Source organism: Simiduia litorea, from assembly GCF_042853465.1.
Taxonomy (GTDB): Bacteria; Pseudomonadota; Gammaproteobacteria; order Pseudomonadales; family Cellvibrionaceae; genus Simiduia; species Simiduia litorea.
On sequence record NZ_AP031497.1, the window covers coordinates 874923 to 889443 of the forward strand.

At 47.0% G+C, this 14521-nt stretch carries 11 protein-coding genes; 9 read left to right on the forward strand and 2 right to left on the reverse strand.

Annotated elements, in window-relative coordinates; genetic code table 11:
- Nucleotides 1-457 precede the first annotated feature (457 nt).
- The 9 genes from ACGHTT_RS03855 to ACGHTT_RS03895 all read left to right on the forward strand — a co-directional run bounded on the left by ACGHTT_RS03855 (nt 458) and on the right by ACGHTT_RS03895 (nt 12451).
- Nucleotides 458-2137, forward strand: a complete 1680-nt coding sequence (locus tag ACGHTT_RS03855; protein ID WP_390593628.1) for an acyl-CoA carboxylase subunit beta — start codon at nt 458-460, stop codon at nt 2135-2137.
- Nucleotides 2138-2159: 22 nt separating this feature from the next.
- On the forward strand, nt 2160-5075 hold the full coding sequence (locus tag ACGHTT_RS03860) for a biotin/lipoyl-containing protein (RefSeq protein ID WP_390593629.1): 2916 nt from the start codon (nt 2160-2162) through the stop codon (nt 5073-5075).
- The gene (gene mce, locus ACGHTT_RS03865) at nt 5075-5485 is read left to right on the forward strand and encodes a methylmalonyl-CoA epimerase (protein ID WP_390593630.1); all 411 of its coding nucleotides are present in this window, start codon (nt 5075-5077) and stop codon (nt 5483-5485) included. The genes ACGHTT_RS03860 and mce overlap by 1 nt, the downstream gene beginning before the upstream one ends.
- 113 nt (nt 5486-5598) lie before the next feature.
- Complete coding sequence (scpA, locus tag ACGHTT_RS03870) at nt 5599-7740, forward strand: methylmalonyl-CoA mutase (RefSeq protein WP_390593631.1); 2142 nt, start codon at nt 5599-5601, stop codon at nt 7738-7740.
- A gap of 31 nt (nt 7741-7771) precedes the next feature.
- Nucleotides 7772-8728, forward strand: a complete 957-nt coding sequence (gene meaB, locus ACGHTT_RS03875; RefSeq protein WP_390593633.1) for a methylmalonyl Co-A mutase-associated GTPase MeaB — start codon at nt 7772-7774, stop codon at nt 8726-8728.
- Between the two features lie 33 nt (nt 8729-8761).
- Nucleotides 8762-9223, forward strand: coding sequence for a thioesterase domain-containing protein (locus ACGHTT_RS03880; protein ID WP_390593635.1), 462 nt, complete (start codon nt 8762-8764; stop codon nt 9221-9223).
- 140 nt (nt 9224-9363) lie between these two features.
- Nucleotides 9364-10209 carry a hypothetical protein gene (locus tag ACGHTT_RS03885; protein ID WP_390593636.1) on the forward strand — a complete coding sequence of 282 codons (846 nt, stop codon included), beginning with the start codon at nt 9364-9366 and terminating at the stop codon, nt 10207-10209.
- A gap of 36 nt (nt 10210-10245) precedes the next feature.
- On the forward strand, nt 10246-11508 hold the full coding sequence (locus ACGHTT_RS03890) for a hypothetical protein (protein WP_390593637.1): 1263 nt from the start codon (nt 10246-10248) through the stop codon (nt 11506-11508).
- A 67-nt stretch (nt 11509-11575) separates the two neighbouring features.
- The gene (locus ACGHTT_RS03895) at nt 11576-12451 is read left to right on the forward strand and encodes a hypothetical protein (protein ID WP_390593639.1); all 876 of its coding nucleotides are present in this window, start codon (nt 11576-11578) and stop codon (nt 12449-12451) included.
- 37 nt (nt 12452-12488) lie between these two features.
- On the opposite strand, the gene ACGHTT_RS03900 is transcribed toward ACGHTT_RS03895, so the two are convergent.
- Together ACGHTT_RS03900 and ACGHTT_RS03905 are read right to left on the reverse strand one after the other, a co-directional pair.
- Nucleotides 12489-13634: a hypothetical protein gene (locus tag ACGHTT_RS03900; RefSeq protein ID WP_390593641.1), complete on the reverse strand. Its 1146-nt coding sequence runs from the start codon at nt 13632-13634 to the stop codon at nt 12489-12491.
- Between the two features lie 81 nt (nt 13635-13715).
- Entirely contained in the window at nt 13716-14432 is a 717-nt protein-coding gene (locus ACGHTT_RS03905; protein WP_390593642.1) for a tRNA (adenine(22)-N(1))-methyltransferase TrmK, read from the reverse strand.
- Between the last annotated feature and the right edge of the window lie 89 nt (nt 14433-14521).

The window sequence follows — 14521 nt, forward strand, 5'->3', positions numbered from 1 at the left end:
GTCTGAAAGCAGCTTTTCGCCGCTTTTTGCGCCACCGGTGTTTCGCCCGCCGCCTTTTTCTTATCTTACTAGCGCTGAGCCACCCCTAGAGCGCCCATGGCGTCTACGCTTGTAAAGCTTTTGGGTGCCTGACAAAGCGCCAACTTATGGGTGGTTGCTGCGCTCTACCTGTCGCGCTAAAAAGACATTTTCAGTCAATAAAAGTGACAAAATAGTACTTATTGTGGATGTTTATGTCTATTTTATGTATTGATTAATGTGCTGAAATTTCATATGAAAATATATAAATATTATTTAATATCAATGGCTTATAAGTTTTATGGTAGAAATTTTTGGTGTCATAAACCTTATGGCGGCTAGACGTTATCGTATATTATTGCGCCGTAATCATTTGGCTGCTCAACTTTGAAGCACTCAATCAATATTAGCCCCATATGGCAACAGAATCGGTATGGCTATGGACTCGTTTAAAAAGCAATCTGCCTCCTTGGATAACCCGTTCGACGAGGCGCGCGAAGTGGAATTCAGTGTGCCCGGTCAGGCGTCTTATGAGCCCGGCTTGTATGAAGCCAGCTTAAAGCAAGGGCTGGCGCTGATGCAGCGCCCGTTTGAAGCAGCGGGTGAGCGCAATATTCAGCGCCAACATGCCAAAAAGCGCATGACGATTTGGGAGCGCTTGTCAGTCCTCACCGATGAAGAGCCCACCGTGCTGTTCCAAAACTGGGGTAAAAATTTAGACGGCGCATCGCTGGTTACCGCCATCGTAAAAATTGCCGGTCGCGATGTGGCTGTTTATGGCCATGATTTCACCGTGCGCGCGGGTTCCATGGATGCCACTAACGGCAAAAAGTTAGCCCGTCTTTTTGAGTTAGCGGGCAAGCGTCGTATCCCTTTAGTGGGTTTGAACGATTCCGCCGGAGCTTATGTGCCCGCCGGTGTGGGTGGTTTGGATGGCTACGCAGAGGCCTTTACCGCGCTGCGAAAAATCAGCGGTGTGGTGCCATCCATCATGTGCATGTTTGGCTTTAACGCCGGTGGCGGCTCTTATCTTCCGCGTCAGGGGAGTTTTTTAATTCAACCCAATGATACATTTTTTGGTTTAACCGGCCCTGGTGTGGTCAAGTCCGTGCTGGGTGAAGACGTCACCCCAGATGAATTAGGCGGCCCTGGTGTACACAGCCAAAGTGGCGTGACAGATTTTGTTGTGCCCGATGAAGTGGCGGCATTGCGCAAGGTCAAAGCGTTATTAAATTACCTGCCCAGCAATAACAACGAGTTGGCACCCTTCCAAGCCACATCTGATCCCGTTGACAGAAAAACTTGGGATATCGATATTCTGTTGAAGAAAGCCTTCAACTCACCCAGCGGTTTTAATACACCGTTAGATGTCACCATTATTATTCAGCAGTTGTGCGATCACGGCGACTTTATGGAAATTCAAGCTGATCGCGCGCGCAATACCATTACCGCACTTGGCCGCATGGGCGGTAATGTGATCGGTTTTGTCGCTAATAATTCGGCTGTTGCATCCGGCCAAATTGATATTGCCGCCGCCTACAAGAACGCGCGCTTTATTCGCTTTTGTAACCTCTACAATATTCCCGTGATTTTCATGGAAGATACTACCGGCTTTCTGCCGGGCAAAGAGCAAGAGCAAAACGGCATAGTGCAGGCGGGACGGGCAATGTTAGATGCCATTATCGACCTGCGCACCCCGCGCTTTTTGCTAATTATTCGCAATGCATTCGGTGGCGCTTACGCGTCTTATAATAACTACCCCACTGGTGCCGACTTAGTGGTGGCGCTGCCCTCTACCCGCGCCGCGGTAATGGGCCCGGCCGGTGTTGAGTTTGTTTATAAGAATGAACTGCAAAAAATACGAGGCGAGGTGGCGCAGCGTTTAAGTGATGGCGAGGAGAGGGCCTCGGTCACTGCTTGGCAGTTACAACAGGAGGCAGGGTTGAAAGCTCGCTATGAAGCTGAGCTGATGAATCCGAACGAGGCTTTGTCGCTCGGTTCTATTTCCCAAATTGTCATGCCGTCCGAGTTGCGCGCACTGCTGTGTAAAAACATGGCGTTTCATTTGAAGCATTATGTCGCCGAGCCATTTAATGGCGTGCAGCGCGAATTTCATTGAGGCCGTTACCATGAGACAAATAATGAGCGAAAATAGAAAGGGATCCACGGCAACGGTTAATGACGTTGATAGTTGTGTTAATGACCACGCTAATAATTACACGGCCAATCCATTAATCCATAAAGACCGACGGCTAGCGCTAAGTGACAGTGCTTGGGTGCGAAGCTTCGATTGCACGCATTTGCGGCCATTAATTATCTGTCGCGGGCCAATCCGCAAAGAGGCCATGGATGTTTTCGATGAGATGGGCATTCATCACTACGGCATCTTGCTGTCGGAAAAGGATTCTATTGTTTATCAAAGTGCGCTGGCACCCGAGTTGCGAACACTGACAGATCCACACAGGGTACACCGTGTGCCGGATTATTCAGGCGCCGATAAGGCCGAGCGCGAAGTGCGCATTCGTCAAATCATTAATATCGCACGCGCCAATAACTACAACGCCATTTTCACCGGCTATGGCTTTATGGCCGAAGACGAAAATATGGTAAAGGCCATGGAGCAGGCCGGCCTGAATTTCATTGGCCCTTGTTCTCGCACCGTGCACGATGCCGGTCTAAAGGACGAAGCCAAGCGCACGGCCTTGCGTGTGGGTGTATCTGTGACCCCGGGTGTTGATAACGCCAGTGCATTAACCTTAGTTAAAAAGCATCCAACTGTTTCTGCGCTTAAACACTTGGCTGAGCAAGAAAACCTTGTAGTGGATATTGATCAGTTAGACGCAAAGGGCACTGCGTTAATTGATATTGCCGACGCCGTGCTCGCGGCGAGTTATAACAAGGGTATAGATCTTTACAGTATCGCGGAGTTGGGCGAAACCATCCGCGAACAAGTGATGGTGATGAGCCGTGAGTACCCAAGTAATCGCATACGTTTAAAGGCCATTGGCGGCGGCGGCGGTAAGGGGCAGCGCATTTTAGCATCGCCCGATGCTTACCAAGGCGACTTACCAAGTCGTATTGAGCAGGCCGCCGCTAAGGCGCCTGGCTTGGTGTTGGAAATACTTAATGAAGTCAAAACGACTGGCCAAGGCGATAACAAAAATGTCTTGGTTGAGCTCAATATTGAAACGACGCGACATCAAGAAATACAAGTGATTGGCAACGGCAATTGGGCCTTGGCCATGGGTGGCCGGGACTGTTCGCTGCAGATGCACGAGCAGAAGTTACTCGAGGTGTCGGTGATCACGGAAGATTTAGAAGCTGCGCTGGCAGAGGCTAAAGCCGCCGGTAAGGAACTAGAAGCTAAGGTACTGGCGCAAGATATAATCACATTACAAAAAATGGAAGAGGAATCCGAGCGCTTCGGTCAAGCGGTGGGGTTAGATTCAGTTTCAACCTTTGAATGTATTGTCGATCGCGATAAGCATTTCTTCATGGAAATGAATACGCGTATTCAGGTGGAGCACCGCGTTACCGAGCTTTGCTATGGTTTGCGTTTTGCTAACCCAGAGAATGGCAATGATTTTTTTGAAGTTGAATCGTTAGTGGAAGCGATGGTGTTGTTGGCCGCTCATGGCCCGCGCTTACCTAAGCCGACGCGTCAATTACGCAGCCAAGCCGCCGTGGAAGCGCGACTCAATGCCACCAACCAAGCCTTGCAGCCCCATGCTGGCGGTATCATTGAAAAATGGTCGGACCCTGTTGCCGGGGAAATTCGGGATGACCAAGGCATTAGTGTGCACAACCCGGATACGGATGTGTTTATTAAATACCATTTGGCCGGTGCTTACGATTCCAATATTGCGCTGCTATTGACGACGGGTTCGGGGCGATCAGATAGTTACCAGCGACTCGCTGAAATATTGCGCGTAACCGAGTTGCGCGGCAAAGATCTAGCCACTAATTTAGAGTTTCACTACGGCTTAGTAAATTGGTTTATCGGTAACAATATTAACGCGCGTCCAACCACACGTTTCATTGTGCCGTATCTAACCGCGGTTGGCTTATTGAAACAAGCTGCCAATAATGTCGATTTGCACTACGCCTATCAAAGCATCTGCCATCAGCTCATTAAGCAAGTACCGAGCGATGATGTTAGCTGGGCGCAGGTATTGGAGCGCAAACACCTTCTATTGGCGCGTCCCGTGGAAAAGTTGCTGGCTGAGCCGCATTTGTTGGCTGGCTGGTTGTCGCTGAATCAGAAAAATTTTAATTTGAATAACGGTCACGTCATCTGGCAGGTTAACCCTATACATGTTTTGGCAGATACCTATCACTTCCTCAATATGGACTACTGCTCGCGCAAACCTGCGGCCAATATGATCTGGGCGTCGGATGATAAAATATTGCAGCAGGCCTTGAGTTTTTACCAAACGCTCGAAAGTAAGCTTGGTGTGATGATGTTTTCTGAGTTGAACGAGCTATTAAGCGGAGCCGCGCCGGCGCAATTTGAGCCCAGTCAATGGCAAGCCATTCAGGCGGCGCACCATGGGTATCAAGCTGGTACTGAATTGTTAAACCTGCTGCCTTTCCTCGGTCAGACCACGGGGTATTTCAAATTAGCGGTAAATGCCGATCTGAGCATAGAGATCCCAGAGGTGTTGACCGAACCCAAATTGCAGGCGGATATGGCAAAAGTGTTAGTGCCGCCGCCCGTTGCGAAATCTGATGAAATACTGGCACCAACAGGCGGGATGTTTTACGCCCGCGAAGCACCGGGCATGGAGCCGTTTGTGAAAAAAGGCGCGCACTTTACGGCAGGGCAGCCACTTTACATCGTTGAAGTGATGAAAATGTTTAATAAAGTGAATGCGCCTTTTGCCGGTACCATCGATGAAATTTTAGTAATTGACGACGGTGCTATTATTAAAAAAGGCCAGCCACTGTTCAAAATCACACCGGATGAAATCCGCGTCGAGGAATCAGGGGTAGATGCCCGCGCGCGCCTAAAGCAGGGCACAGACGCCTTCCTTGCAACACTAACAGGAGCTCACTGATGATTACTGCGTTGGATCATATCGCCATTGCTGTGCCTGACTTAGAAAAATCCATCAAGCGCTTCATGGAAGATTTTGGCTTGCCCTACAATGGCCGTGAAGATGTGGCGACCGCAAAAACCAGTACGGCATTTTTTCCGTTGCCAGCCACACAAATTGAATTGGTTCATCCTCTCAACGGCGAGGGCCCAATAGCAGGTTATTTGGAAAAGCGCGGTGGGGGTTTACATCATTTGTGTTTTCGCTCAGACGACATTGACGCAGACGTTGCGCATTTAAAATCCAAGGGCTATCAATTTCTCTCCGAGGCGCCGAGCTTAGGTGCACACAACTGCAAGGTGATATTTATTCATCCGAAAAGTTGCGACGGGGTGTTAATTGAATTGAGTCAACCCATGGGTGAGCATTGACCCACCCTAAGTATCAGATTTACTGGCCTAATTGAAATCATTGGGCCAGCTAAGCTATTAAAAATTGAACAGAATTTGAATGACTTGCCATAGGGCAGGCGCGAGGTGCAAAAATGACAGAGAAAAAATACACGCTAAAAGAATGGGAAGCCCTAGCCATCAAACAATCAAAAGGGTTAACGCCCGATGAGTTGACGTGGCACACCCCCGAAGGCATTCATATAAAGCCGTTGTATACCAAGGCCGATGTAGAAAACTTGGCTTACGCCGATACATTGCCAGGTTTGGCGCCCTATGTGCGTGGCCCGCAAGCGACTATGTACGCTGGCAGGCCTTGGACAATTCGTCAGTATGCCGGCTTCTCAACGGCCGAAGAATCCAATGCCTTTTATCGAAAAAATTTAAAGTCTGGCGCCCAAGGCGTGTCGGTGGCCTTTGATTTGGCCACCCACCGCGGTTACGACTCGGATCATCCTCGGGTGTCGGGCGATGTGGGTAAAGCCGGTGTGGCCATAGACTCGGTCGAAGACATGAAAATATTGTTCGATCAAATTCCGTTGGATAAAGTCTCTGTTTCGATGACCATGAACGGTGCAGTGCTGCCAATCCTTGCCAACTATATCGTTGCCGCAGAGGAGCAAGGTGTGAGCCAAGATCTGCTGGCCGGCACTATTCAGAACGATATTCTAAAAGAATTTATGGTGCGTAATACCTACATCTACCCGCCTGCGCCGTCGATGAAGATTATTGGCGATATTATCGGTTATACCTCCGAACATATGCCGAAATTTAATTCCATTTCCATTTCGGGTTATCACATTCAAGAAGCCGGCGCTGATGCGGCCTTAGAGTTAGCCTATACGCTGTCTGATGGTCGCGAATACGTGCGCACGGCCCTTGCGGCTGGCCTAGATGTTGATGCCTTTGCGCCACGGCTGTCTTTTTTCTGGGGCATTTCTATGAATTTCTATATGGAGATTGCCAAGTTACGCGCCGGACGTTTGCTGTGGACCAAAATCATGAGCGAGTTTTCGCCCAAGAATCCAAAGTCGTCGATGTTGCGCACCCACAGCCAAACCTCAGGCTGGTCGCTTACCGAGCAAGATCCCTACAATAACGTGGTGCGCACCACCATTGAAGCGATGGCTGCCGTGTTTGGTGGCACCCAGTCTCTACATACCAATGCGCTTGATGAAGCGGTGGCTTTGCCGACCGAGTTTTCCGCGCGCATTGCGCGCAACACCCAGATTATTATTCAAGAGGAAACCGGTATTACCCAAGTGGTTGATCCATGGGGCGGTTCCTACATGATGGAAACGCTAACCCAAAACCTCGCCGATCGCGCTTGGGAGCTTATCGAAGAGATTGAAGAGAGTGGCGGTATGGCTAAGGCCATCGAAGCGGGCTTACCAAAGTTGCGCATTGAAGAGTCGGCGGCGAAGAAGCAAGCCCGTATCGATCGCGGTGAAGACGTTATTGTTGGAGTGAATAAATACATCCTCGATAAAGAAGATGATTTAGATATTCTAGAAGTGGATAATGTTGCGGTTAGAGAATCGCAAATTAAGCGTATTCAGCAAATTCGCGCTAGCCGCAATAACGAGAAAGTAAAGCAGGCATTGGCCGATATTACCGCGGCGGCGAAAACCGGGCAGGGAAATCTGCTGGATCTTTCTGTTAAGGCTGCCCGTCTACGTGCCACCGTGGGAGAAATTTCAGACGCCATGGAAGAAATTTTTGGTCGTTACAATGCGCAGGCGCGCACAATTTCTGGTGTTTACGGCGCCTCTTACGAAAACGATCCTGATTGGCAAGCAATAAAAGCTGAAATCGAAGCGTTTGAAGCGAAAGAGGGCCGCAGACCGCGCATGTTAGTGTGCAAAATGGGGCAGGATGGCCACGATCGCGGCGCTAAAGTGATTGCCACCGCCTTCGCCGATGTGGGTTTTGATATCGATTTATCACCCATGTTTTCTACGCCAGAGGAAGTGGCTCGGCAAGCGGTAGAAAACGATGTGCATGTGGTTGGCGTGTCGTCGCAGGCAGCTGGTCACAAAACCTTAGTGCCGGAACTCATCGCGGCGTTAAAAGCACAGGGTGCTGACGACATTATTGTGGTGGTGGGCGGGGTGATACCTAAGCAGGATTATGCCTTTTTAAATACAGCGGGCGTTAAAGGCATTTTTGGCCCCGGCACAAAAATCCCCGTGTCCGCACGGCAAGTGCTCGAAGCCGTGAAATCGGCGCGAACATAACGTCAATTTTCATAAGAAAACTGAGTAAATTATGGCTGTTGATATTGAATTGTTAAAACAAGGTAATAGACGCGCTTTAGCGAAGGCCATTACCTTGGTTGAAAGCAAGCTCGACAGCCATCGCTTGGAAGCGCAAACCTTACTTGAAACGCTCCTACCCGACACTGGAAACAGTATTCGGATCGGTATCAGCGGTATTCCCGGTGTGGGTAAGTCGACGTTTATTGAAGCCTTTGGCAAGCACTTGATCAGCTTGGGAAAAAAAGTGGCCGTGTTAGCGGTAGACCCAAGCTCTCCGGTGCGAGGCGGCAGTATTCTCGGCGATAAAACCCGAATGGAAGAGCTATCGCGTGAAGATAATGCCTTTATTCGTCCATCGCCCTCCGAGGGAGCGCTGGGTGGGGTCGCGCAAAAAACGCGTGAAACCATGTTGCTTTGCGAAGCTGCCGGTTACGATGTCATTTTGGTTGAGACGGTAGGTGTCGGTCAGTCGGAATACGAAGTGGCCGCCATGGTTGATTTCTTTTTAGTGTTGATGATACCCAATGCCGGTGATGAGCTGCAGGGTATTAAACGCGGGATTATGGAATTGGCCGACGCCTTGGTGATTAACAAAGCCGATGGTGAAAGTATTAATCTCGCCACGCGCACGCAACAGCATTATCAAAATGCCTTTCACCTTATTCGCCACGGCGCCTTTTGGGCGCCACGAGTGCAAACCTGTTCGGCTTTGAATAAGCAGGGTATTGAAAGCGTTTGGCAAATGATTGTGGAGTTCCAAAATTTAGCAGTTGAACACCAAGCCTTCGCCGTCAAGCGCTCTAAACAAAATGCCGATTGGATGAAAAAATTAATACACCAAATGCTAGATCAGCGCCTAAAACAGAACCCGAGCGTTCAAGAGAAAATGCTAGCGTTACAGGTAGGGGTGGTTGAAAATAAGGTCACACCGTTTACTGCTGCGAAAACAATTGTTGATCTGTTATAGTTCGTGCTCTAAAAATCTATAGTGTCTTCATTCATGACTCGTGCAGCGGAAATCAGCGAAAATCTTAATGTTTTTTTTGACGAACATTTACCCTTAACTGGTTTTATGGGATTGCGTGTTGAAAGTTACGACGGCAAAAAGCTCGTTCTCCATGCGCCACTCGCCCCGAACATTAATGATAAATCCACCGCTTTCGGCGGTAGTCTATATAACGCTGCCGTGATGGCCTGCTGGGGCATGCTGTATTTGAAAACCCTTGAAGCGGGTTTGGTGTGCAATCAAGTTGTTGCCGAAGGCCATATAAAATATTTAGCACCTGTTAAAGGCGATATTCGCGCCACCTGCAGTGCACCAAGCGAGCCTGAGTTAAATGCATTTATAGACCGCTTCAAATCCCATGGCAAAGCCAGCCTAAGTCTCAGTGCAGTGATTGAGTGCGGCGGCAAAAAAGCCGTGGCGTTCGAGGGGCGGTATGCGATTTTAGCGGTAACGTAATAGCATCTATTGGCACTATTGTTCCGTTATTGGTTGGATGAAAGCTCTACTATTGTGCGATCTTCAAGACTTTTCGACGCTGACATTGCCACATTTCTTCCCTTTATGCGAAAATCTACGCCTCACAAGGACGTCTGACTATGTTTTCTCGCCTGTTTTCCTCAAAAAAACGCCCATTTGTTAAGAATTGGAATAAAAAGATTCCGGTCGAAATTAATTTTGGCGCTGGCGTTTTGTCTATGCAGTTACCCGAAGGTAACGTATCAGATTGCCCGACCTTCATCGCCGATAGCAATACTAGTATCTACGATAGATCTAAATACCAAGAACTTGATCATTTGCCGGACTATGAAAATAGTCATATGCCTTATATTCCGCTTATTAGGGCTCAATGGGGGCTGACGGGGGTATTCTGGGAAAAATTTAAAATTGGTGAGCTGTTAATGTCTGTCATTGCTCTACGCGTTGATGATTTACCTACAGATAAAAGTTGTTTAAATCCACAACAGTTTCGTCGGGTGTTAGATCGGGATATGTATTTCAGCTTTGGCCCGGCAAATGTTGGAAGTTATCCTCGAAAAGTTCCAGTTGACTGGAAAATTAGAGAAATAAATGGCGTAAGTTGGGCTGAATATAGTGTACTAAACGATATTGAAAGGTTCCCAGATTTCTTTAAGGAAAGTGGTCAGGAAGATTATACGAAAATATTTTCTGTCCCTGTTGACGATCAACATTTTATTAGAGTGGAGTTTATTGTTAGCGGATTTTTTCCTTTATCAGAAAGCGAAAGTAAATTCAGTGAAATGATCTCTGAATTACTCGCGACGTTAAACTTGGAACTAACTGCCCCAATAGCATTGACTTCAATATCTGATCCGAGAGAAGCTTTTTTTTGGGAGCGTCACCGGTTGGAGAATCAGACAGGACCCAGCGGTTATGCTGAAAGAAAGATTGTTTCTCTTGGATCATTGCCTCCAAGTTACTAGTTTTATGTAGGGTATTAATTGTTCAAGGAGATGAATATGGCTTCAATGCGAGCAGGATGGAAAAAGGTTTTTGAAATGGCTTTGACTGGTCAGAAACAAGGCCGAGACGTATACGTTCAGTCTGCAGTTTTTCCCATGTTTCAAAAGCTTATTGAAACAAAACACACTAGCTATCAATTGATGAGCTTGTACCGTGCAATTCTTGGTTTAAATGCTGATCCAACCTCTGGTGCTTCAGCAAATTCGATAGGAACACTTAGAAATCTATTTTCTAGTGGTTTCGCTATTGAATATTACCTAGATAATGGTGATGTGTTGATTTCGAAGCTTCGCATTTCGGGAGCGTTTGAGTCAGAATCTAGGTATGCAGGCTCTGGGCTCTATCGAGTTGCGAAATCAAATTCAATTTGGCGAGTAGAGAGCAAAGGTTCAGATTTTCTAGATTTGGGACATAAATGGGACGGCGCGCATTATGCTGCGGTGTCTGGAAGGTTCCAAAAGGTGGGTGATGCTGGGAAACAGTTAGTCAATCATGCAAAAAAGGCCTATAAGGACGAATTGCTAAGTAAAAATGCAGAAGTAGAAGGGAATCATTACTCTTTGTATTGGTCAGCAGGAAAGTCTCATGGAGATATGGCCTCGTCTAATGCGGTTGCCTCGTTAATGCAGCAGGCCGCTGATGCACAAGCGTCAGTGAATTGGCTGGTGCATGGTGAAGGTGCGAAAACTTTCCAGAAGGCGTTAAGCTTATTACAGGATGCTCCTTCGCTCAGTCGTTTTGCTGCGAAAGACGAAGAAACTGTCCGATATCTAAGAATGAAATTTGCCGAACAAAAAGTTTTTTTATCTAATCCGGTTGGTTCTGATATTAAAGAAATTTCTGCACTTTGTGCGAAAGTGGGAATCACTAGTGTTAAAGAAAACCTAAATGTAAGGGATTTTAGAAGTAGTGGCACAAGGCGCAATGCTTATAAAGAAATTGCTAAAATTGCTGCTGCTGGATCTCTTGTTGGAAGCGTTTCAGGTGCAGGTATGAAGGAGGCGGGGCTGTCGGCTCTACAGAAAGCTGCAGGTTCCGCCTCAGATATAGTCAGTAGCGCGGTTGCTAATCCAAGTGTGGCTACTGCAGTAGTATCTGGCGCTGCACTTTATGGCGTGTTTGTTTCTGCTAAGGGCAGTTATACGAAAGTGTCTGGTGCTTATAAAGCAGTGCAAAGTCTCATGGTTAGCACCTTCGGTAAAGGTAGCGAATTTTGGTATGAGAATGATACGGATCTTCTTGAACAGGTATATGGTTAATTAGCTTTCCATTGTTTTATATAAAGGCCGCAATGCGGCCTTTATCGCTTTGAATAGGTGGTTATAAATGGATGTAGCGAAATTCTACTTAGTTGAATTCAAGAAGAAAGCTTGGAAATATTCGTTGCTTAAACATGGCGTCAAACGTGTCGACAGTCCTTTTTCTGTCTGCATTGTTATGAGGGCAGATAAGTGTGATCCGAGTGCCCGTCTTTGGGAGGCGGTTGACGCAGCGAAAACTGCGGCTGTTGGAAAGTCAGAGTGGGCATTACAGCGCTCGGGCTTTCAATTGATCATGTTAGTCAACGGCGGTGCTGAGGTCATTGAGTCAAACCCTATGGGTGCTGATAATGCTGAGGCATCTTCCGAGGTAAAATCAGGCGCTGAAAAAATTGCTGCATCCATTGAAAAGCTCAGTGCGGTACAGGATGTTGTTTGGATTTCCTGTGGTCTAGCCAGTGATGATTTGACGGCTGCCCTGGCGCTTTTTTGGCGAAGAAAGGTCAGTCTTGCTCATCACTGGGTGCATTGCTATCAACCTAGAAGTACTCTATTGCCTTTGGTGAATATGGCTGAGCCAATGAACTATGTGATGAGTGACCGGTTGGCGCATACGAAAGTTCCGAATGTGTTAGGTTCGATTCATCGGTTGGTTGTCATCTTCTATCGACTTAAACATGATCGCCGCTATCGCAAAGAATATGCAGTAAAAGACATCAAGTTACATGTTTCTGCTGTTATAAGGCTTTTTATTTCTGCCTATTTTTTGATATTTATTTTATTATATTTGATAGGTCTTGATGTGCTTTGGAACGCTGTGATAGGTGCATTTGTGTCGGCTTCTGTGTTCCTTTCAATCCAGTTATTATCTGGTTATTTCCTCTACCGGAAAGGTATCGATAATCAAGGTTTTGTTCTCTTCTCTGAAAAAAATAAATCTTAAAGCGACTAAAGTTTAGATTGTCACTGGTGTTACCAATCTAACCGTCCGATCGAATCTGCGCTTCCAGTTGCGCAGGTGTCGCCAGTGAAATATCCGCCAATACGGATGCGGTGTATACCGCTTCATTTACTTTGTAGGCTGTACCCATTAAGTGTTTTCTTAACGTTGAAGTGTGTTTGGTATTGGGGATGCGCTCTAGGTAAAACCAAAGCGTATATTCCAGTGCGTAATCTCCAGCACTTGTGAGCGCCCATTCAAACATTTTGTTATTGTTGATCTTTACTTCTTTGTTGATGACACAGGCTTCAAAAGCTTGCCGGAACATTTGATCGATTTTATTCTTAAAAATATTGAGATGTTCGGTTTTCTCTTTGGTTGATGCACCGGTAATGCCTGGATAGCCAATTTTATAGGTAAGGGGTTGGCGAATACCGTCTGTACTCGCTATGCGGCTCAAATTGTCGATTTTACTTTGGGTGAATTGGCTGTTGCGAATAAGGGTGCGGTGGTTGTTGCGAATATCGTATAAAATAACGTAGATAAGCGTGACTTTACTAATGACGTATTCGTCTGGATGGCGGTCGATAACGACCACATCGCCGTCTTCCAAAATTTCTGTGTTTAGAATAATCAAACCGCTAATAATATCTGGCGCCCAAATCGAGCTGGTGAATGCTAAAAAGGCAATCAAAATCCCAAAGATTCCGGTTGTTTCGAGCAGGCTGTTTGCGCCCCAAATTTTAATGATAACGTACAGCGTAGTTAAGGTAATAACCATCAGTAGCAGTAGGTCGACGAGTCGGCTGCTATAGGTGTCTAAGAATACCTTTTTCCCATCCAGTACCTTTTGATGGCCAAAGCGCTTGCGGGAAAAGTAACTGGCGAGGCTGTTGACGAACAGACCTCCGTAAATGGCCATTAGTGAAAGGCCAACATTAATAAAATAGTTTTCGTAGCCGGAATTCGTTCTTATGAGCGCCAGATCTACCCCGTGCAAGACTAAAACAAGAATATTCAATGCACGGAATACCTTGATTCGCGTGTCGCTATCTATACCGGCCTGAACCATCTGTAGAAGCGGTCTAGCGAATATTAGAAGGGTAATATTGGTAAGAAATATGAGCGAATGCACCAGCCATTGAGTGCGGCTTAATTCAGGTAGTATCCATTGGATGGCGTCCATGCAATGCCTCAAATTAATGTCTTAGCGTGACCGGTTAAAGGTGGTCTATCATTCAATAGTTAGGCTGTAGGTGTCAAATACTTAGGTTTTATTGCCATTTAGCGATAACGTCATTAGTTCAATTTCTGCGCGATAAAGCGCGGCGGTTGATTTCGCTTTTCCGCTTGTGCAGCTCTTGGATTGATCACCGTAATGAATAGCCATTTTTTTTAGATAATCGAGGTGATCTTGATTTTTTGGTTGCCAGTGCTGGCCAATGGCGGATATGTCCGTCTGGATGGATGCATTGTGATAGCTAACGTATAGTATTTCGTAGTTCCAGCGTTTTTCTTTGAGGAAATTTTCCTCGATGAGTTTAAAATCTTTACCAATGAGGAATTCGCGCAAGTAATATTGCGCCGTATTTGGACAGAGTAAAAAATCAATCTGCTGTTTCTGATGGCGGCTAATGATGCTATCGATGATGGTTGCTGCTAGTTCGCCGCCAATACCGGCCAACACAACGAGGTGACGGCGCTTTGGGTCTAGTGCAATAGAGCCCGCATCGGCACAGGTTACACCGCACTGGGTTGCATTAAATTCACCTAACCGAATACGTAGGTCCTCCATCAAGTGCGGCACGCAATCGACAAACTCTACACGGGGCACAACGTGCTTACGCAAGAGTTTCATACCGAGATAACCATGATCGCAACAGCAGTCCCAGACGCTATCGTAGTGGGCTGCCCGGCTTTGAATCACGTCAAACAGCCGCTTTAATCGGGGTTTCAGCCTGACTCTGGGTGTGTCTTGGGGCATAGGAGTAGGAATGTGCCTGCTTAAGGTGGATTTCGCGCCATTATAACAACTGGCAAGCCGATCAGGCGCAGGTAAATCGTTGATTCCTA

Coding starts and splice junctions, on each gene's coding strand:
- ACGHTT_RS03855 (WP_390593628.1), top strand. CDS start 458: ATGGACTCGTTTAAAAAGCAATCTGCCTCCTTGGATAACCCGTTCGAC.
- ACGHTT_RS03860 (WP_390593629.1), top strand. CDS start 2,160: ATGAGCGAAAATAGAAAGGGATCCACGGCAACGGTTAATGACGTTGAT.
- mce (WP_390593630.1), top strand. CDS start 5,075: ATGATTACTGCGTTGGATCATATCGCCATTGCTGTGCCTGACTTAGAA.
- scpA (WP_390593631.1), top strand. CDS start 5,599: ATGACAGAGAAAAAATACACGCTAAAAGAATGGGAAGCCCTAGCCATC.
- meaB (WP_390593633.1), top strand. CDS start 7,772: ATGGCTGTTGATATTGAATTGTTAAAACAAGGTAATAGACGCGCTTTA.
- ACGHTT_RS03880 (WP_390593635.1), top strand. CDS start 8,762: ATGACTCGTGCAGCGGAAATCAGCGAAAATCTTAATGTTTTTTTTGAC.
- ACGHTT_RS03885 (WP_390593636.1), top strand. CDS start 9,364: ATGTTTTCTCGCCTGTTTTCCTCAAAAAAACGCCCATTTGTTAAGAAT.
- ACGHTT_RS03890 (WP_390593637.1), top strand. CDS start 10,246: ATGGCTTCAATGCGAGCAGGATGGAAAAAGGTTTTTGAAATGGCTTTG.
- ACGHTT_RS03895 (WP_390593639.1), top strand. CDS start 11,576: ATGGATGTAGCGAAATTCTACTTAGTTGAATTCAAGAAGAAAGCTTGG.
- ACGHTT_RS03900 (WP_390593641.1), bottom strand. CDS start 13,634: ATGGACGCCATCCAATGGATACTACCTGAATTAAGCCGCACTCAATGG.
- ACGHTT_RS03905 (WP_390593642.1), bottom strand. CDS start 14,432: ATGCCCCAAGACACACCCAGAGTCAGGCTGAAACCCCGATTAAAGCGG.